This window comes from Dyadobacter jiangsuensis (assembly GCF_003014695.1).
Lineage (GTDB): Bacteria > Bacteroidota > Bacteroidia > Cytophagales > Spirosomataceae > Dyadobacter > Dyadobacter jiangsuensis.
In genome coordinates this window covers 174,498-191,302 of record NZ_PYAS01000009.1, presented here as the reverse complement: position 1 = coordinate 191,302, position 16,805 = coordinate 174,498, and the positions used below count along the sequence as shown (strand labels likewise).

Annotated in this window: 18 protein-coding genes; 12 read left to right on the top strand and 6 right to left on the bottom strand. The window is 48.5% G+C overall.

The features are described from left to right. Nucleotides 1–27 precede the first annotated feature (27 nt). Genes CLV60_RS19400 through CLV60_RS19385 form a run of 4 tightly spaced genes read left to right on the top strand, consistent with a single transcriptional unit; the run spans nt 28 to nt 4,153 of the window. Complete coding sequence (locus tag CLV60_RS19400; RefSeq protein WP_106597026.1) at nt 28–669, top strand: O-methyltransferase; 642 nt, start codon at nt 28–30, stop codon at nt 667–669. 33 nt (nt 670–702) lie between these two features. Further along, nucleotides 703–3,225, top strand: coding sequence for a LysM peptidoglycan-binding domain-containing protein (locus CLV60_RS19395; protein WP_106597025.1), 2,523 nt, complete (start codon nt 703–705; stop codon nt 3,223–3,225). A gap of 12 nt (nt 3,226–3,237) precedes the next feature. Next, nucleotides 3,238–3,837, top strand: coding sequence for a DUF3109 family protein (locus CLV60_RS19390; RefSeq protein ID WP_106597024.1), 600 nt, complete (start codon nt 3,238–3,240; stop codon nt 3,835–3,837). Continuing rightward, the gene (locus tag CLV60_RS19385) at nt 3,821–4,153 is read left to right on the top strand and encodes an MGMT family protein (RefSeq protein ID WP_106597023.1); all 333 of its coding nucleotides are present in this window, start codon (nt 3,821–3,823) and stop codon (nt 4,151–4,153) included. The genes CLV60_RS19390 and CLV60_RS19385 overlap by 17 nt, the downstream gene beginning before the upstream one ends. A gap of 55 nt (nt 4,154–4,208) precedes the next feature. Here the strand turns inward: CLV60_RS19385 and CLV60_RS19380 are convergent, their stop codons facing one another. From CLV60_RS19380 to CLV60_RS19370, 3 genes are all read right to left on the bottom strand, one after another. Beyond that, nucleotides 4,209–4,607 carry a hypothetical protein gene (locus CLV60_RS19380; RefSeq protein ID WP_106597022.1) on the bottom strand — a complete coding sequence of 133 codons (399 nt, stop codon included), beginning with the start codon at nt 4,605–4,607 and terminating at the stop codon, nt 4,209–4,211. Between the two features lie 253 nt (nt 4,608–4,860). Then, the gene (locus tag CLV60_RS19375; RefSeq protein WP_106597021.1) at nt 4,861–5,433 is read right to left on the bottom strand and encodes a Cif family virulence factor; all 573 of its coding nucleotides are present in this window, start codon (nt 5,431–5,433) and stop codon (nt 4,861–4,863) included. 199 nt (nt 5,434–5,632) lie between these two features. Further along, the gene (locus CLV60_RS19370) at nt 5,633–7,099 is read right to left on the bottom strand and encodes a sodium:solute symporter (protein WP_106597020.1); all 1,467 of its coding nucleotides are present in this window, start codon (nt 7,097–7,099) and stop codon (nt 5,633–5,635) included. A gap of 106 nt (nt 7,100–7,205) precedes the next feature. On the opposite strand from CLV60_RS19370, the gene CLV60_RS19365 reads away from it, so the two are divergent. The 3 genes from CLV60_RS19365 (at nt 7,206) to CLV60_RS19355 (ending at nt 8,923) form a co-directional block, all read left to right on the top strand. Continuing rightward, a complete protein-coding gene (locus CLV60_RS19365) occupies nt 7,206–7,481 on the top strand; it encodes an ATP-dependent Clp protease adaptor ClpS (RefSeq protein ID WP_106597019.1) in 276 nt (91 codons plus the stop codon). A 78-nt stretch (nt 7,482–7,559) separates the two neighbouring features. After that, nucleotides 7,560–8,174 (top strand): recombination mediator RecR, encoded by a 615-nt coding sequence (gene recR / locus CLV60_RS19360; RefSeq protein WP_106597018.1) that lies wholly within the window; start codon nt 7,560–7,562, stop codon nt 8,172–8,174. Between the two features lie 23 nt (nt 8,175–8,197). Then, the gene (locus tag CLV60_RS19355) at nt 8,198–8,923 is read left to right on the top strand and encodes a superoxide dismutase (protein ID WP_106597017.1); all 726 of its coding nucleotides are present in this window, start codon (nt 8,198–8,200) and stop codon (nt 8,921–8,923) included. A gap of 125 nt (nt 8,924–9,048) precedes the next feature. On the opposite strand, the gene CLV60_RS19350 is transcribed toward CLV60_RS19355, so the two are convergent. After that, entirely contained in the window at nt 9,049–10,392 is a 1,344-nt protein-coding gene (locus tag CLV60_RS19350; RefSeq protein WP_229211048.1) for a tetratricopeptide repeat protein, read from the bottom strand. 140 nt (nt 10,393–10,532) lie between these two features. On the opposite strand from CLV60_RS19350, the gene CLV60_RS19345 reads away from it, so the two are divergent. Beyond that, the gene (locus CLV60_RS19345) at nt 10,533–11,066 is read left to right on the top strand and encodes a TlpA family protein disulfide reductase (protein WP_170118824.1); all 534 of its coding nucleotides are present in this window, start codon (nt 10,533–10,535) and stop codon (nt 11,064–11,066) included. 56 nt (nt 11,067–11,122) lie between these two features. On the opposite strand, the gene azu is transcribed toward CLV60_RS19345, so the two are convergent. Continuing rightward, complete coding sequence (azu, locus tag CLV60_RS19340; RefSeq protein ID WP_106597015.1) at nt 11,123–11,620, bottom strand: azurin; 498 nt, start codon at nt 11,618–11,620, stop codon at nt 11,123–11,125. A 96-nt stretch (nt 11,621–11,716) separates the two neighbouring features. Continuing rightward, the gene (locus tag CLV60_RS19335) at nt 11,717–12,319 is read right to left on the bottom strand and encodes a hypothetical protein (RefSeq protein ID WP_106597014.1); all 603 of its coding nucleotides are present in this window, start codon (nt 12,317–12,319) and stop codon (nt 11,717–11,719) included. A gap of 103 nt (nt 12,320–12,422) precedes the next feature. Between CLV60_RS19335 and sucD the strand changes: the two genes are divergently transcribed. The 4 genes from sucD (at nt 12,423) to CLV60_RS19315 (ending at nt 16,480) form a co-directional block, all read left to right on the top strand. Next, nucleotides 12,423–13,301, top strand: coding sequence for a succinate--CoA ligase subunit alpha (gene sucD / locus CLV60_RS19330; RefSeq protein WP_106597013.1), 879 nt, complete (start codon nt 12,423–12,425; stop codon nt 13,299–13,301). A gap of 56 nt (nt 13,302–13,357) precedes the next feature. After that, entirely contained in the window at nt 13,358–14,539 is a 1,182-nt protein-coding gene (locus tag CLV60_RS19325; protein WP_106597012.1) for a DUF4271 domain-containing protein, read from the top strand. Nucleotides 14,540–14,580: 41 nt separating this feature from the next. Continuing rightward, nucleotides 14,581–15,363 carry a uroporphyrinogen-III synthase gene (locus CLV60_RS19320; RefSeq protein WP_106597011.1) on the top strand — a complete coding sequence of 261 codons (783 nt, stop codon included), beginning with the start codon at nt 14,581–14,583 and terminating at the stop codon, nt 15,361–15,363. A gap of 139 nt (nt 15,364–15,502) precedes the next feature. Further along, the gene (locus CLV60_RS19315; RefSeq protein ID WP_170118823.1) at nt 15,503–16,480 is read left to right on the top strand and encodes a PorP/SprF family type IX secretion system membrane protein; all 978 of its coding nucleotides are present in this window, start codon (nt 15,503–15,505) and stop codon (nt 16,478–16,480) included. The last annotated feature ends 325 nt before the right edge of the window (nt 16,481–16,805 follow it).

The window sequence follows — 16,805 nt, the reverse complement described above, 5'->3', positions numbered from 1 at the left end:
ACCGGGATTAGCACATATTATATTCGAATGAAGTTTTTGGTAGAGGAAATCGAAGAATATTCCGCGGCCCATACGGAAGATGAGAATGCATTGCTGAAATCTCTCAACAGGGAAACACATGCACACGTTCTCAGCCCACGTATGCTCTCCGGGCACATGCAGGGAAGGTTCCTTTCGATGATTTCCAGGATGATCCGGCCCGACCGCATCCTGGAAATCGGCACGTATACAGGTTACTCCGGCATTTGCCTTTGTGAAGGCCTTAATCCCGGCGGCAAACTCATCACCATCGATGTGAACGAGGAGCTCGAAAGCTTCACAAGAAAGTATTTCGATCAGACACCCTTCAAAGACCAGATCGACTATCGCATCGGTAATGCGCTGGATATTATCCCGACGCTCACGGATACGTTCGACATCGTCTTCATCGATGCGGATAAAATCAATTATTCTGCTTACTTTAACCTCTGTCTCGACAAAACCCGCACAGGCGGCTTCCTGATAGCCGACAATGTGCTTTGGAGTGGCAAAGTCGTACAGCAGTTGAAAAAGATTGACAAAGACACGCAGGCATTGCTGGATTTCAACCGGATGGTACACGAAGATCCACGGGTTTCCAACATGCTGCTGCCAATCCGTGACGGATTGATGATTCTTCAGAAATTATAGTACTCAATAGTCAGGCGACCATTTTCCTTTTTTATGGCCAGAACTTCCATTAACAACATCATCTCTTTTGTTATCGTCCTGCTGCTAACCGGCAACGCAGTTTTTGCGCAGGCCCCCGAAATACCATCCAGCGTCTCCTTCGGCGGTATCACCGTCAAGTTTGACCGCGGTGCGCAGGATATTATCGAGGAAGACGTCAAAAGTCTGATGTCGAACAGAAAGTTCTGGGAAGAAAAGATGGACCGAGCCATTATGCACTTCCCGATCGTGGAAGGCATTCTGATGGACGAGGAAGTGCCCATCGATTTCAAATACCTGGCCGTGCAGGAAAGCTCTTTCCGCCCGGATGTGGTTTCGAGCTCCAATGCGGTAGGTTACTGGCAGTTCAAACCCGAAACGGCACGTGAATTGAACCTTCGTGTGGATAATGATGTGGACGAAAGAAAGAATATCAGTTCTTCCACGCATGCCGCTGCATGGTATTTGAAAAAGAACAACCAGCAATTCAACAACTGGGTAACGACCTTGTACTCCTATTACCAAGGTGCCGGGGGTGTAAAAAAAGTGGTTCCGGCGAGCTGGGCATACGCACGCGAAGTGACGCTCACCGGCAAAACGGATCGCTATATGCTCCGCTTTTTTGCCCATAAAATTGCATTGGAATCCGGTATCGAGCGGTATAAATCCCCGAATGCCTACATTTTGATGGAATCTGATTATGGCAAAGGACAATCCCTCGACGAAATTGCCCGATCGCTGAATGTACCCGCCTCGGAACTGAAAAACCATAACAAATGGCTTAACGACGACAAAATCCCCAACGACCGCGAGTACCTTATTACTTTGCCCGTACCGGTAGATCAGGTGGCATCGGTCCGCGAAAAACTCGCATTGCCTCCCCGTCAGACTGCCGTGGCATCGGTTTACGAGGACACAGGTTATCCAGTCCTGAAAAAATCAGCTGTTCAACTTCAGGAGCCTAATTCACCCACACTCTACGAAATCAATGGCTTGCCGGGTATCGAAGCCCGCGCTGGCGACAAGCCCAAAACATTGGCCAAAGCCGCAGGCATCCGCACACCGCGTTTCATGCGTTACAACGACCTGCTCGCAGACATGCCGCTTGTTCCCGGCCAGGTATATTATCTTTCGCGCAAGCACAAGAAGGCAAGCGCCCCGTCGCATGTGGCCCGCCCTGGCGATACCTGGCTGAGCGTCTCGCAGCAATATGGTATCCGCCTGGTAAACTTGTTGAAATTCAACCGCACTACCAGTCGTAACTACCCTATCCAGACTGGCCAGGTGCTTTTCCTGAACAAAAAACGCCCGCGCAAACAGCCGATCGAGATCATCGCTCCGCCGCAACCTACCGCACCTGCTAAAAAGGATTCGATCATCGCGGCGGCCGGCACAACGGTTGTTCCTCAAAAAACACCTGCCTCCGCCACCACAGCGCCGGCAACGTCCAATAGCAACATTCCGGCCAATGCATCCGGACGTAAGAAATACACCCCCGTTTTGGTGGAAAAGAGTGAAAGTAACGCAGCAAAGGAAAGCGAACCGGCCAGTGTCCCCGCCGCTACGGCAGCGTCAGCCGGAAAAACGACGAGCAATGCACCCGGCCTGTATAAACCGTCTAACAAAACGACTTCCGGCACAGGAGCATCTGCACCGGCAGCTGCCAATACCAACGATCGCGTGGTGATCATCACGCAGGACGATACCAACAGCACATTCAAATCGGCCGAAGAGGATAAACCGGTTAGCAAGTCCAACACGCCTGGCAAAGTGGTAACACCGAACACTACGCGTACGACTGCATCATCCGGCTCTGTATACACCCGTATGCGTGCGGAACGTGCAGCAGAAGGAGAAAACGAAGCTCCGGCCAAGAGAGAAACGGAGCCTGCGCGTTGGAGCAACAGCGAGGAAAAAAATACGGCTACCGCTACTGCCTCTGCGGCGCCGGCGTATCATACCGTACAGCCGGGTGACACGTATTTTGGCATTGCGAGCAAATACAACCTGTCGCTACGCGAATTGCTGACAATCAACAACCGCTCCGCACAAAGCCGCTTGGTATCGGGCCAGCGACTGCTCGTATCCAAATCGGGCGAAGAGGCTGCACCGGCCAAAGTGGCTGTGGAACGCCCTGCTCCCGCGTCTACTTTCAGAACACCCGAGGAGATCAAAGAAGAAACGAGGCTCGCCGCCACGCCCGGTAGCGAATTCCACACAGTTCAGAGCGGACAAACCTATTACAGCATTTCAAAAGCTTACGGTATTTCCATTAAGGAACTACTCGAACTGAATAACCTGAGTGATTCTGATCGCCTGAAATCAGGTCAGAAACTACGTGTGAAAAGAGGTGAAGGTGGCGAATCCGAGGCTGTAAGCCAGCCATCAGGCTCCCAGACACACACCGTTGCACCGGGTGAAACCCTTTTCCGCATTGCCCAAACTTACCATACCAGTGTGGATGACATCAAGAAATTAAACAATATGTCCGGAAACAGTGTTATGGTGGGACAAAAACTTAAAATACCTCAGCAATAAGCTGTTCCGATTATGATTCTCATTGAAAATACGTGCATTAGCGACGACATCGAGGACCAGGAGTTTGTCTGTAATCTGGACAAATGCAAAGGCGCATGTTGTGTGGAAGGGGACTCGGGTGCCCCGCTGAATGAGGATGAGCTCGCGATTCTCGATGAGATTTATCCCGAGGTAGAACCCTACCTGACCGAAGCCGGCAAAAAGGTGATCGCCGCCGAAGGCACCTGGACCAAGGATTGGGACGGTGACTACGTAACACCGATCATCAACGGCCGCGAATGCGCCTATGCCATTTACGACCAGAAAGGCATTCTCAAATGCGGCATCGAAGAAGCGTATAACGACGGTAAGATCAGCTACAAGAAACCGCTCTCCTGCCATTTGTACCCCATTAGAGTTACGAAATACGAGCAGTACCACGCGCTCAATTACGACCGCTGGGAAATATGCAGCCCTGCGTGCAGCCTGGGCCAGCAATTAAAAGTTCCGGTCTACAAATTCCTCAAAGACCCGCTGATCCGTGCTTACGGAGAGGATTGGTACCGCCAGCTTTCTGAAGAAATCGACGAGAGACAACAAGCCCGCGCAAAGGAGAATGAAAAAGGGGAATGACTTTTTCAACGATGTTTATGACGTGGTAAGGCAAATACCAAAGGGCCGGGCAACTTCCTATGGCGCCATTGCCGCTTACCTTGGCAACAAGCGCGGGGCAAGAATGGTCGGCTGGGCAATGGGCAGCAGTTATAACGAGCAAGGCATACCGGCACACCGCGTCGTGAACAAAGCGGGTGAACTAAGCGCCAGTCAGCTGTTTGAAACACCAACTACCATGCAGGAACGGTTGGAAAGCGAGGGCGTAAAAGTAGAAAACAACCGGATCGTCAACTGGGAACAGTGTTTCTGGGATCCCGAAAAAGAATTGCATTGACATAAAAAAATCCCGGCCTTTTGGAAAGGCCGGGATTTTTTTATGCGTTCGTTGTTCATTGCAGCGAAATCATTTTGGAGCTGGTGCTCTCGATGTTCACTTCCTTCACTTTTTTGTCTTTCTTGTGGGACAGCTCAAAGTAGTAAGTTCCGTCAGTCATTTCGTCGAGGTTAAACACCCGACGGTATTTGGTGTCGCGTTCGTTGAACACTTCCGAGTAATAGATCTTGCCGCCTTTGTCTTTCAGCACTACACGTAATCTTTCATTGGCATTTTTGTCAACCGACAACCGTACTTTATTGGTATCGCCGATTTTGTACAACGCAGCGTCAAAAGCGACCGCGCTTGCGGTTTCTTTTTCTTCTTTGTTTTTCTTTTTGTCTGCCGCAAAAGATGTGAAAGACAAGGTGAGCGCAAAGGCGCTGGTCAGGATGGAAACAATGGAGATTTTCATGGCTAATAAGTATTTAAAGTTTGGCTCTGTACAATCGCACAGTTGACTTTAAATAAAAAAAGGATGTGCCAAACTCGGTTTCTAGGAACCAAATTATGGCACACCCTACTTTTAATACACTGATGATGAGTAGCTTACATTTATTTTCAAAAACTTTTCTGCTACTTCGTGTCCGGTAGCGGGCTGTTCAGAACCGAACATTTATGCCTGAAACCGAACGCTTTAAAACGGCACGCGGGCGTGTTGTACGGGGTTAAATTTTTCCTCTGCTTTCATTCGCGATTTTCTGGATCATCGGCAGACGGCTGGCGGGTATCGGGTGGCGATAATCCCAGAATGCCGACACACACACGATTTTCCATTCGCCATTGATCTTTTCGAGCAGCCTTACTTCTTTACTGTGATGAAAATTCTTTTCGGATTTATCGCTGTTGAACTGATCCCAGGTAAGGTACGCCACGTCGTCGTCGTAAAACTTGAAAATCATATTTTTCCGCTCCACAATCGGGTGGCTGGATACCGGTTCAGGGTTGGCGGCGATATACTTGCCGACCTGCTTGTTGATATCCGCCCAACCTACGTTGGAATCGAAAGTACCGTCATCATTACTCCAAGCCTGAAAGGCATAATCAGTTTGTGCATAATTCGATTTCCAGGCATTGAAATCCCGGGCGAAAAATGACTTCGTTTCGTTCTCTATAACTGCTTTAATGGCTTGTTTTTCCTTTTCGAGGTTAGCCTGACGGGCAGCTTCCTCTTCTGCGGCTTTATCCTTGCAGGAAACACAAAGGACAATGCCTAGTAAAATGACTGACAGTGTTTTCATACTGCAAAAGTTTAGTTTGTTAAATAAATAACCGAACTCAATCTTTCAACAAAACATCCATCAGGTGGCATGAATTACACGCCTGATTTTATCAGAAAGTTAAGATTTTTTTGAATATATGCAAGAAAAAACCCTCGAATTGTGTAACCGTTCCGAGGGTTTTTGAATATCAAATAAATTAGAATAATGCGCTGGTCGTCTAGGCTTGCGGCACATACCGTTTTCCTTCGCGATCATGAAGGAGCCAGAGGCCAATGAACGTTATTAACCCATTGATAATGAGACGTTCAAATCCAAATTTATAGCCATTAAACCATTCTGCGGAATGGTCGTTGATGATGTAGGTCAATATCGGGGCCAGAATGCAGACGAACGGCACGAAACGGTCTTTCACGGGCCGTTTCAGGAACGCACCGAAAGCGAACAACCCAAGCAGCGGCCCGTAGGTATAACCGGCCAGGTCGAATACCGCGGTGATAACTTCCTTATTGTTCATCCGGTTGAATATCAGGATCACCAGGTAGAATATCACTGAAAAGCCCACGTGCACCCAGAATTTGATCGATGAGCGCTTTTCTTCCGGCTGTTTCTCGATATTCATGAAATCAATACAGAATGCGGTAGTCAATGCAGTAAGTGCTGAATCGGAGCTGGCATAAGTGGCCGCAGTAATACCCAGCAGGAATGTAATGCCCACCACGAGTCCCAGGTGGTTCAATGCGAGCATCGGATAGAAATCGTCCGTCTTCGCGGTCGCAGGTATGCCTTGCGCCTCTGCATATACGTAAAGCAATGCGCCGAGCGACAGGAAGAGAAAGTTGACGATCACAAGCACCACCACGAACCAGAACATATTCTTCTGTGCTTCTCCGATGTTCTTGCAAGTGAGGTTCTTCTGCATAAGGTCCTGGTCGAGGCCGGTCATAACAATCGCGATGAAGACCCCGGCAAAGAACTGTTTGAAGAAGTTCTTGGGATCGTTGGTATCCCAATAGAATATCTGCGAATACCCGCTCTTCTGCACCGTCGTCCAAATATCGCCGACACTATTGAGATTCAGCTCACTGGAAACCAGCACGATCGTCAGTACGACAGCGGTAATGAGGAAAAAGGTTTGCAGCGTGTCCGTTACGATGATCGTTTTAACGCCCCCTTTAAATGTGTAAATCCAGATGAGAAATATCGTAATTGCTACCGCCACTTCAAATGGTACACCCAGCGGCTTAAACAATGCGAGTTGCAGCACCTGGGCAGCCACGTACAGACGTACCGCGGAACCTACCGTGCGCGAGAGCAGGAAGAAGCCCGAACCCGTTTTGTAGGACCAGAATCCGAAGCGCTGTTCGAGATACGAGTAGATCGAAATCAGGTTCAGCCGATAGTATAGCGGCATCAGCACCGTCCCTATCACGAAGTAGCCGAGAATGTACCCGATTACCACCTGGAAATAGGAAAACTGGATATTCGCTACCGCGCCCGGCACGGACACGAACGTAACGCCCGACAGCGAAGTACCGATCATACCGAATGCCACCAGGTACCACGGCGATTGCCGGTTGGCGGTAAAAAAAGTATTGGTATCCGCGCCCCTGGAAGTGAAAATGGACACCGTGATCAGCATTCCAAAGTAAACTACCAGTATCAGCAGGGAGATATAAGGGTTCATTAAAGTGGGTATTTGGGGATTCAGGAGTGGATTAAAAGGCGCTTAAAAGCTTCGGATAGTCTCCGTTTTTAATTAGATTTGCTAATCAAACAGAAATTTGGTTGTTATGCAAGCGCTCACAGAAACAGAGCTGGAAATTCTGGAAGAAACCGTAGATACGGACATTAAAAAGCTGATTATCTACAATGACGACGTGAATACCTTCGATTGGGTGATCGATACGCTGATCGAAGTTTGCGGCCACAGCAACGAACAAGCCGAACAATGCACGATCATTATCCATTATAAAGGGAAGTGCTCCGTCAAGGAAGGATCTTTTGAAGAGCTGGCCGGGATGCGCAACGAAATATGCAGGAGAGGCATTTCAGCAGAGGTGCATTGAGCCTTACCCCTATCGCACTGCCAGCATCAACAAAACGGGTTTTGATGTCCTTTCAAACCCATCACTCAGCATCTTCTCATGAACTACCCCTCACGTCTTATTGAGGAAGCCGTCGCCGAAATATCCCGCCTGCCGGGAATAGGCAAAAAAACCGCACTACGCCTGGCATTACATTTGCTGAAAAGGGACGAAGAGCAAACCCACTCGTTGTCCGATGCATTGCTGAAAATGCGTACCAAAACCACCTATTGCACCCGCTGCCACAACATCGCCGACGACGTGCTTTGCAACATTTGCAGCAATAACAAGCGCGACCAGACGACCATTTGCGTCGTGGTGGACACCCGCGACGTACTCGCTATCGAATCGACGAACCAGTACCGGGGCCTTTACCACGTGCTCGGAGGTATTATTTCCCCGCTTGAAGGCATCGGTCCTTCCGACCTGGAAATCGATTCGCTGATGTCGAGAATGGAAAAGCAGGAAGGCGATGAGGCGGTTCAGGAAATCATATTGGCATTGAGCCCTACCATGGAAGGTGATACCACCGCTTTTTACCTGCAAAAGAAGTTGAAGGCCACCGGAGTTAAAATAAGCACTATCGCAAGAGGTATTCCCATTGGCGGAGACCTGGAATATGCGGACGAGATCACGCTTGGCCGCAGCATTGTAAGCCGGGTGGCTTACGATTAACACTAAACACTTAATGTACTATTATGAATAGAACAGATTTTTTGCGGACATTGGCCGGCAGCGCACTCACTGTTGGCGCACTGACCGAACAATCATTTGCAGGCGCACCGAACGCTTCAGCGTCCGGCGCACTATTGGCTGAAACTGCTCCATTCAAGCAAGCTCCGCTTCCTTACGATTTCGGCGCATTGGAGCCAAGCATCGACAAACTAACGATGGAAATCCACTACGGCAAGCACCACGCTGCGTATGTCAAAAATCTCAACGACGCCGTAAAAGGAACTGAATGGGAGAAGAAATCCCTGGAAGATATCATCAAGTCGATCAGCAAAGCGCCTGCTGCCATCCGCAATAACGGCGGCGGGCATTGGAACCACACTTTCTTCTGGGAAGTAATGGGGCCTAAAAAGAGCGCAGCACCAACGGGAGCCGTCGCCGACGCGATCAATGGTCAGTTTGGTTCATTCGATAAGTTCAAAGAAGAGTTCGCGAAAGCGGGAGCTACCCGTTTCGGTTCAGGCTGGGCTTGGCTGGTTGCCAAAGGCGGAAAACTTGCAGTAGGCTCTACACCTAACCAGGATAACCCGCTCATGGACGTTTCCGATTTCAAAGGAACGCCCATCCTCGGCATCGACGTTTGGGAACACGCCTATTACCTGCATTACCAAAACAAACGCCCGGATTATATCAAGGCATTCTGGGATGTGGTGAACTGGGATAAGGTGGCTGAGAATTTGAAGAAAGCATAGTTGGGAGGAAAGGGAAGAAGGAAGAAAGGGAGGATGGAATGCTACAAGTCATTCCGTCCTCCCTTTCGCTTTTTATATTTTCTGTCCTTCCTCCATTCTCCCTTTCCTCCCTTCCTCCCAAAAAATTAGTTACAATACGCCGCAATCACCTTGTAAGCTTGCTGATAACCCAACTCTCCCGCCTTACTCAGGTCCAGACAGCCGTCGTTAATCTCTCCCAGGCTGTTTTTAACAATACCTCGCAAATAATATGCTTCCGGATAATCGGAACGGAGCTTGATGGAACTGGTAAAATCCAGTACCGCCCCCATCTGGTCACCGGATGCCGAACGGATCATCGCGCGTGAGAAGTAGGCATTCGAATAGGTTGGGTTGAGTTCTACCGCCGTAGTGAGATCGGCCATGGCCCCTTTCAGTTCCCCTACTTTCGACTTCGCGATTGCGCGCACGTAATACGCCTCCGCGCGCTCATTCGTGAGCGTTTCGATTTTTACATGAGTCTGCACCTGGTCACGCAGCTCGTCGAGCTTCTCCTTATTAATTTTCCCGGTGAATGCATTCTTTTTAGGATCGCCCGTGTATGCATTTTTCACTTCGATAGCCTTGGAAAGGTCCGCGATGGCACCACGTGGGTCGTTCAGTTTCCCTTTGGCAAATCCACGGCCATAATAGGCATTGTAATTTTCAGGATCGAGCTGAATAGTTTTGTCAAAATCGATAATAGCTCCCTGGAAATCGTCTGTTTTATTCTTGGCAAATCCGCGGTTAGCATAATACTCGCTGTCGTTAGGGCTTAGCTCTATGGCACGGGTAAAATCGGCGGCAGCGCCCTGGTAATCTCCGAGTTCCAGTTTGGCCAGACCTCTCCCGGCATAGGCGCCGGTGCGTTTCGGGCTCAATTCAATCACTCGTGTAAAGTCGGCGAGGCTACCGGCATATTCCTGCAAGTCCTGTTTGCAATTTCCCCTGGCATACAATGCGGCCAATTCGTCCGGATTGAGCGCCAGCGCATGATCGAGGTCGATCAATGCGTTCCGGTGGTTTTTCAATTTAGCATAGCTCACGCCGCGGTTGTAATAGGCCTTAGGCTCCTCCGGGTTGAGCTCGATCGATTTGGAATAGTCGTCAATCGCCGAGCGAAAATCCTCCTGCAAGCTTTTGCTTACGCCGCGGCTCTGGTAGTAAAGGGCTTCCTTGGGGTTCAGGTCTATGGCCTTGTCGTAATCCTGCATCGCGCCCCGGTAATCTTTGAGGTTGGCTTTGGCGAGCCCACGATTGAAATAGCTCGGCGCATGGTCGGGATTCATGGAAATTACCGTGGTATAAGCCTGCATTGCACCATTGAAATCCCCGGTACCGGCTTTGGTATTCCCGTCTTCGAAATATTCGGCAGCTGAACGTTGGGCGGAGGCTGAGCAACAGAAGGTAAGCGCAAGGAGAAATGAAATGCCAGTAAATTGAAGTCTCATGAATGTAAACCTTTTCCTCAAATCGATGTTTTTTAAATAGTGTATAAAAGTATTCAAATTCCGAGTCAGCATCAAAAAAAGAAAAGCCCTATTTTTGGAATGGTCCATATCCACATCCAATCACCAGAACTACACCAGTTATGTCATCAACCACCAAAAAATTGTCGCTCATTTTGCTTTTGATAATGGCCGGGGCGGCTGTCTATTTTGTGTTTTTAAAATCACCGGTGCAGGAAGGCTCCCCGATCGCGGAAGCTCCCGCTGTACAGGAATCCGTGTATCTGCCCCTCACCGATCTTACAGGTAAAGAAGTGGCGATGGACGAAAACAAAATCGCATTCGTGAATGTGTGGGCGACGTGGTGCGGGCCTTGCAATATGGAAATGCCCGGCATCCAGACACTCTATAATAAATACAAAGACCACAGCAAAATCGCATTCTACATCATTTCCGATGAAGATGCCGAGACGGTAAACCCGTTCATCGCCCGGAAAGGATACAACCTGCCATTCTACCAATATGCAGGTCCCTACCCGGCCCAGCTCGACGGCAATGCAATCCCCAGAACGTACATTATATATAAGGGCAAGATCCTCGCCCAGGAAATAGGCGCTTCGCAGTGGGACCGGCCGGAGGTGATCGAGCTGATCGAGAAGCAACTCGCCGAGATATAAAACAGAAAAGGCGTCACGTAAATGTGACGCCTTTTATATGTCAAGCTCAGGTTCGCTTATTCAACGATGAAGCTACCTTTCATCAGCGCGTAGTGGCCTGGGAAGCTGCAAATGTAAGTATAAGTTCCTTTTGCAGGAGCTGTGAACTCAATGGTGTCGCTTTCGCCACCGCCTACCAATTTGGTATGCGCGAGGATGCTGGCTTTTTCAGATGCAGGAATGTAATCTGTCTCTCTTGCAGCAGCAGCTTTTGAACCGAATGCAGCTACATCAGTACCTGGTTTCAGCAGAACCCAGTTGTGTCCCATAGCAGCTTTCGCAAGTTTACCTGAGTGAGTCAGCGTAAGTTTCACTTTTTGTCCAGCCTTCACTTTGATCTCTTTCAGGTCGAACTGCATTGCATCACTTCCTTTGATCACGATCGTCTTAGCTTGCTTCACATCGCTTGCTACTTCTTTTGCAGGAGATGTTTTAGCCGAAACAGGGTTCAATGTAACTGCTCCGAAAGCCAAAACTGAGGCAAGAAGCATTACGCCATACTTGGTCCTTTTCATATTCTGAGTATTAGTAAACTTGTGTTGGTTAAGATTAACAGGTGCAATTTACGACACGCGTGCCGAAAAATGCAATCCATTAACAATTGTTTGAACTTAAAAGAGGATCTTATACTGGTCACGAACAGCCCTTCCCACGCAGATGACCGATAACACCATCATATAGTGATTGATATCCACCGGGTCCATCGGCAGCGGCAGCTTCCCCGACTTCGTCGATAGCGCCAGCAGCATCATCGAAAACAGCGTCCACAATGCGCTCTTCTGCCGGTTGGCCAGGCCTACGCAAGAGATGAGTAATGTTACCAGAATGCAAAATGCCTTGATGATCAGTCCAACATATTCGACCCGAAACCACGTAATGCAGTAGAACAGCAAAGCGCCCAGCCCGACCGTCGAATAAAACAGGAAAGAACCACTCTCATACCGCATAATAAGGCACCACGAGGCAGTCACCAGGCATAGCGCGCCGAGCGTCATTTCCCCCGCTTCGAATATTTCGTGGGCCATCCCGAGTCCTTCGACACCGGCGTAAAACAGCAGATCGGTAAATGCGACGAGCGATATACTCATGAAGAAAATGCCCCAAAGCCACCTGATCAGAACGGACTGCTGCCTGAAATACCGGAAGAAGACAAATAAACTGGTGATCGCCAAAACGAGGTTAGAAAATATATGCGGATTCAGAAATATGTTCATAAACAGCCATCATGTAGTCAAAAAAGCAATTTACAAATTATGCCTACATTTTGCTACTTCGTGCTTTTCGTCCTACTTTTACCGAAAAAACTGATTTACCAACATGAGCGTTTTAGTTAATAAAAACTCCAAGATTATAGTTCAGGGATTTACCGGTTCGGAGGGCTCGTTCCACGCCCAGCAAATGATTGAATACGGTACGAATGTCGTAGGTGGTGTTACGCCTGGCAAAGGTGGGCTTTCTCATTTGGAAAGACCTGTTTTTAATACTGTTGACCTTGCCGTACGTGCTACCGGTGCAGACGTTTCGATCATTTTTGTTCCCCCGGCTTTTGCTGCTGATGCGATCATGGAAGCTGCTGATGCTGGTATCGGCGTTATCGTTTGTATCACCGAGGGTATCCCAACCAAGGACATGATGCAGGCGAAAGAGTATATCAAAGGTAAAAACTGCCGCCTCATAGGCCCTAACTGCCCTGGTATCATTACTGCTGAAGAATGTAAAGTAGGTATCATGCCGGGCTTCATCTTCAAAAAAGGAACGATCGGTCTGGTATCGAAATCCGGAACGCTTACTTATGAAGCGGTGGATCAGCTTTCACGTGCCGGATTGGGCCAAACTACGGCGATCGGTATCGGTGGTGACCCTATCATCGGTACTACCACCAAAGAAGCGGTTGAGCTCCTGATGAACGACGACGAGACTGAGGCGATCGTAATGATCGGCGAAATCGGCGGAAGCATGGAGGCGGACGCTGCTGCATATATCAGATCAACCGGCAACAAAAAGCCCGTTGTAGGTTTCATCGCTGGCCAGACAGCTCCGAAAGGACGTCGTATGGGCCACGCGGGTGCGATCATCGGCGGTGCCGACGATACAGCGGAAGCGAAAATCAGAATTATGAAAGAGTCGGGCATCTTCGTAGCAGAATCACCTGCATTGATCGGCGAAACGATGCTTCTCGCACTTGGAAAGAAATAATCATTGCTCACTGACTTTGATCGAAGGGCTGGGGAAACCCAGCCTTTTTTGTACCAATGAAGTCCATATTTTCGGCCGTTTTTTGGGCTTTTTTTACGGCAGTAACCTTGTTGGGCTCACTGGCGCAGGGCGCGGCGAAAGTAAACCCGCCGGGCCAGTTCTTCCCCGTTTATAATTACCAGGACGATTGGCTCGTGTACAACGAGCAGTACAAGAACTACGTCCCCTTTTCTCAGGGCGTCAACGAAGGCACACGCTTCGCAAGTCTTTACATTGACCTGGTTAAAAACAGGAGGTATTCACTCCTTGTACATTCCGAAAATGAGAGCTACCTGTTCCTTGAAGGTGCATTGCAAAACCGCATTGCAGCGGGCAAATGGCAGGAACTCAACCTGGACAGCCTTTACCGCCTCTACCGCAAGGACGAGCTCCTGCTGACCTTATACGGGAGCCCGGGTATTGCCGACAAAACGGTGATCATCTGCAACAAGAAAAAGCAAACCGACTCCGAGGCCATCGGACCTACCCGGTCGGGTTTTATCAATATTAAGCCAATTACTTTCACACCTTTCGGCACATTTGCGGGAATCGCATTGATCATTATCCTGATATTGAATGCGTGGATCTTCAATCTGAACCCGCTTTCTTTCATCCGTTTAATAAATCCCATCGAGTTTTTCAACAACGACCCGCGCGACCAGCTTTCGAAGATCAACAAGCCGTACAGCAACACGGTAATCTTCTTTGTCGCGATCAGTTCGATGATGATGGGCTTTACGGTCATTTACCTGTCGATTAACCGGCTCAACCTATTCTCTGTCAGTACGATACTTTCCGACAAAGTAAATACGGCACAAATCCTGGGCGACTTCTGCATCTTGTCGGTAATCTTCTTTTTGCTGATCTACGCAAAGTACATATTTATGGTGCTGGCGGGGAATATGCTCAATCTGGACAAGCAGGTCGACATTATTTTCATCAAAATCGTACAGTCGTCATACCTGTTTTACGCGCTGGTATTTCTAACCATTTTCGGCTTGTATTCCAACCATATCAACTGGCTGGAAGCTAGCAGGCCTTATATCCTTTTGCCATTCCTTTTTTTCTATGCAGCCCGGTTCGTCGCGCTATATGTTGTAGCCAAGCCGGCGGGCTCGTTGATTAATCTCTATTTATTTTCTTACCTTTGTGTCATCGAAATAATCCCGCTCATTGTGAGTATGAAGTTTGCTTTGTAGTCAGGAAACATGAGTTGGGAATAAACTAATGAGGATTATACATGAGTGATACCATCAATTTTGATCAGGACAGGCTTAAAAAAGTAACCAGTCTTTTGGTAAGTCAATCCCGACCAGCAGACGAGAATTCACCTTATTACGAATTAGCCAGAAAGTATAATATCAAGGTTGACTTCCGGCCGTTCATTCAGGTCGACGGGGTTTCCTACAAAGACTTTCGCAAGCAAAAAGTTAACATCCTGGACCATACGGCCGTTATTTTCACGAGCCGGAATGCCATCGACCATTTCTTCCGCATTTGCAACGAAGGCCGGGTTGAAGTACCAGCTACGATGAAGTATTTCTGTATTTCAGAGCAGACTGCCAATTATCTTCAGAAATACATCGTGATCCGCAAGAGAAAGATTTTCACAGGCACCAAAACAGCTGCCGAGTTGATCGAATTGATGCGTAAACACAAAAAAGAGAAGTTCCTTTACCCTTGCTCCGACGTCAGGAAAAACGACATTCCGGAGTTTGCGGATACTGAGGAATTCCACTTCACGGAAGCAACCATGTATCAGACGGTGTCATCTGACCTGTCCGATCTGGAAGACGTATACTACGATATCATCGCGTTTTTCAGCCCGTCGGGGATCAAGTCCCTTTTTGACAACTTCCCTGACTTCAAGCAGAACAATACCCGCATTGCGGCATTCGGCCCTACCACTGCGAAGGCGGTCGAAGATGCCGGGCTGTTCCTCGATATTCAGGCCCCGCTGCCGAATGCTCCATCGATGACAGGTGCGCTCGACTTGTATATCCGCAAAGCGAACAACGTATAAAAAGCTTTACAAAAAGCACGAAAAGCCCCGGAAAAAATCCGGGGCTTTTTCATGTATATATCAATTTTTTTAAGCAATATGCGTTATCAATCTAAATCCGAAAGCATATCAGCGTGATCCTTAAATCTATTCCTGCGGCATGACTTTGACCTTTACTCTTCGAAGTACCAGATATATCCGGCCCTTTGCATTATTGCTTTTCCTGCCGCTTTGTGCCGTTGCCCAAAAAGACGCGCAGTTCAGTTTGTTCTCGCTGAACCAGCTTTACCTGAACCCGGCTGCGGCGGGTGCCGACGGGCTGACCAAATTTCAGCTCACACACCGGACACAATACGCAGGTTATCAGGGAACTAACATCGACGATGCAGGAGGCGCCCTTTCAACACAGCTGTTCTCATTCAGTATGCCGGTCAAGAACTTCGGCATCGGCTTCTACGCATTGAATGATAAAAGCGGTCCCAGGACAGATCAGGATTTCAAACTCAGCGCCGCATACCATATACCGCTCGGCGGCGGTAAATTAGGCGTAGGCCTCAGCGCAGGGCTGTTCCGTCAGGCAATCGACTATGGCAAGCTCCGCGCCCGCGACCCGGATGATCCGTTGATTCAAACCGGTACCATTGCCGAAATTAATCCTGACTTCTCAGTGGGTGCACGCTATGAGAACGAGACGTTCTATGCCGGTCTATCGCTGAACCACTTTTTGAAACCGAAATATCAGCTGGGCTCCGAAACCGGTACTAATCCGCTGCCACGCACATTATACTTCAATGCGGGTGTAAATCTGGAACTCGGTTATTTGCTGGATATTCAACCGATCGTGTTGGTTAAGTCTGACATCAATACAGTATCGGTGGAAGGGGGGGCTACACTTACCTATAATAAACGTTACTGGATAGGCGGTACTTACCGGCAACAGGACACCTACTTCATCATCATGGGAGGCATTTACCTTCTTTCGGATCAATCTTTACGCCTCTCGGGGGCATATGACATGGTCGTAGGAGGCAATAAAACGAAGTCACCTTCTTCTTTCGAGGTAATGCTTTCATACGCGCTGCCTTCGCCGAAATTCGGCAAAAAGGCCCCTATCCGTACGCCGCGGTTCCGCTTTTAGCAGATTCGCCTAAACGCTATCGGATATATTAATATTTTATCATCAAATTATTAAAAATCCAAGATTTGGATGTCAAATCGACGTTTTTTGCAAACCTCTTGGTAAGTCGTGTGATTCAGTTTGCGAAACTTTGATTTATATTTGTAAAATGTTCGGCTTCCATACCAATTGCATTATTCTTACGTTAAGTCGATAAACACCTGATTTAGTAGTCGATCCGTGACGATTTCGGCACCGAAATCCAGCAGCTCTTATTCTGACAGGTGTGCACATTTTGTTTTAATTCAAGTATACTAGATATCATTCGTTGACGTTTTTAGGCTAG

Excerpts from the sequence above, each read along its gene's own strand:
- CLV60_RS19400 (WP_106597026.1), top strand. The coding sequence starts at position 28 with ATGAAGTTTTTGGTAGAGGAAATCGAAGAATATTCCGCGGCCCATACG.
- CLV60_RS19395 (WP_106597025.1), top strand. The coding sequence starts at position 703 with ATGGCCAGAACTTCCATTAACAACATCATCTCTTTTGTTATCGTCCTG.
- CLV60_RS19390 (WP_106597024.1), top strand. The coding sequence starts at position 3,238 with ATGATTCTCATTGAAAATACGTGCATTAGCGACGACATCGAGGACCAG.
- CLV60_RS19385 (WP_106597023.1), top strand. The coding sequence starts at position 3,821 with ATGAAAAAGGGGAATGACTTTTTCAACGATGTTTATGACGTGGTAAGG.
- CLV60_RS19380 (WP_106597022.1), bottom strand. The coding sequence starts at position 4,607 with ATGAAAATCTCCATTGTTTCCATCCTGACCAGCGCCTTTGCGCTCACC.
- CLV60_RS19375 (WP_106597021.1), bottom strand. The coding sequence starts at position 5,433 with ATGAAAACACTGTCAGTCATTTTACTAGGCATTGTCCTTTGTGTTTCC.
- CLV60_RS19370 (WP_106597020.1), bottom strand. The coding sequence starts at position 7,099 with ATGAACCCTTATATCTCCCTGCTGATACTGGTAGTTTACTTTGGAATG.
- CLV60_RS19365 (WP_106597019.1), top strand. The coding sequence starts at position 7,206 with ATGCAAGCGCTCACAGAAACAGAGCTGGAAATTCTGGAAGAAACCGTA.
- recR (WP_106597018.1), top strand. The coding sequence starts at position 7,560 with ATGAACTACCCCTCACGTCTTATTGAGGAAGCCGTCGCCGAAATATCC.
- CLV60_RS19355 (WP_106597017.1), top strand. The coding sequence starts at position 8,198 with ATGAATAGAACAGATTTTTTGCGGACATTGGCCGGCAGCGCACTCACT.
- CLV60_RS19350 (WP_229211048.1), bottom strand. The coding sequence starts at position 10,392 with ATGAGACTTCAATTTACTGGCATTTCATTTCTCCTTGCGCTTACCTTC.
- CLV60_RS19345 (WP_170118824.1), top strand. The coding sequence starts at position 10,533 with ATGTCATCAACCACCAAAAAATTGTCGCTCATTTTGCTTTTGATAATG.
- azu (WP_106597015.1), bottom strand. The coding sequence starts at position 11,620 with ATGAAAAGGACCAAGTATGGCGTAATGCTTCTTGCCTCAGTTTTGGCT.
- CLV60_RS19335 (WP_106597014.1), bottom strand. The coding sequence starts at position 12,319 with ATGAACATATTTCTGAATCCGCATATATTTTCTAACCTCGTTTTGGCG.
- sucD (WP_106597013.1), top strand. The coding sequence starts at position 12,423 with ATGAGCGTTTTAGTTAATAAAAACTCCAAGATTATAGTTCAGGGATTT.
- CLV60_RS19325 (WP_106597012.1), top strand. The coding sequence starts at position 13,358 with ATGAAGTCCATATTTTCGGCCGTTTTTTGGGCTTTTTTTACGGCAGTA.
- CLV60_RS19320 (WP_106597011.1), top strand. The coding sequence starts at position 14,581 with ATGAGTGATACCATCAATTTTGATCAGGACAGGCTTAAAAAAGTAACC.
- CLV60_RS19315 (WP_170118823.1), top strand. The coding sequence starts at position 15,503 with ATGACTTTGACCTTTACTCTTCGAAGTACCAGATATATCCGGCCCTTT.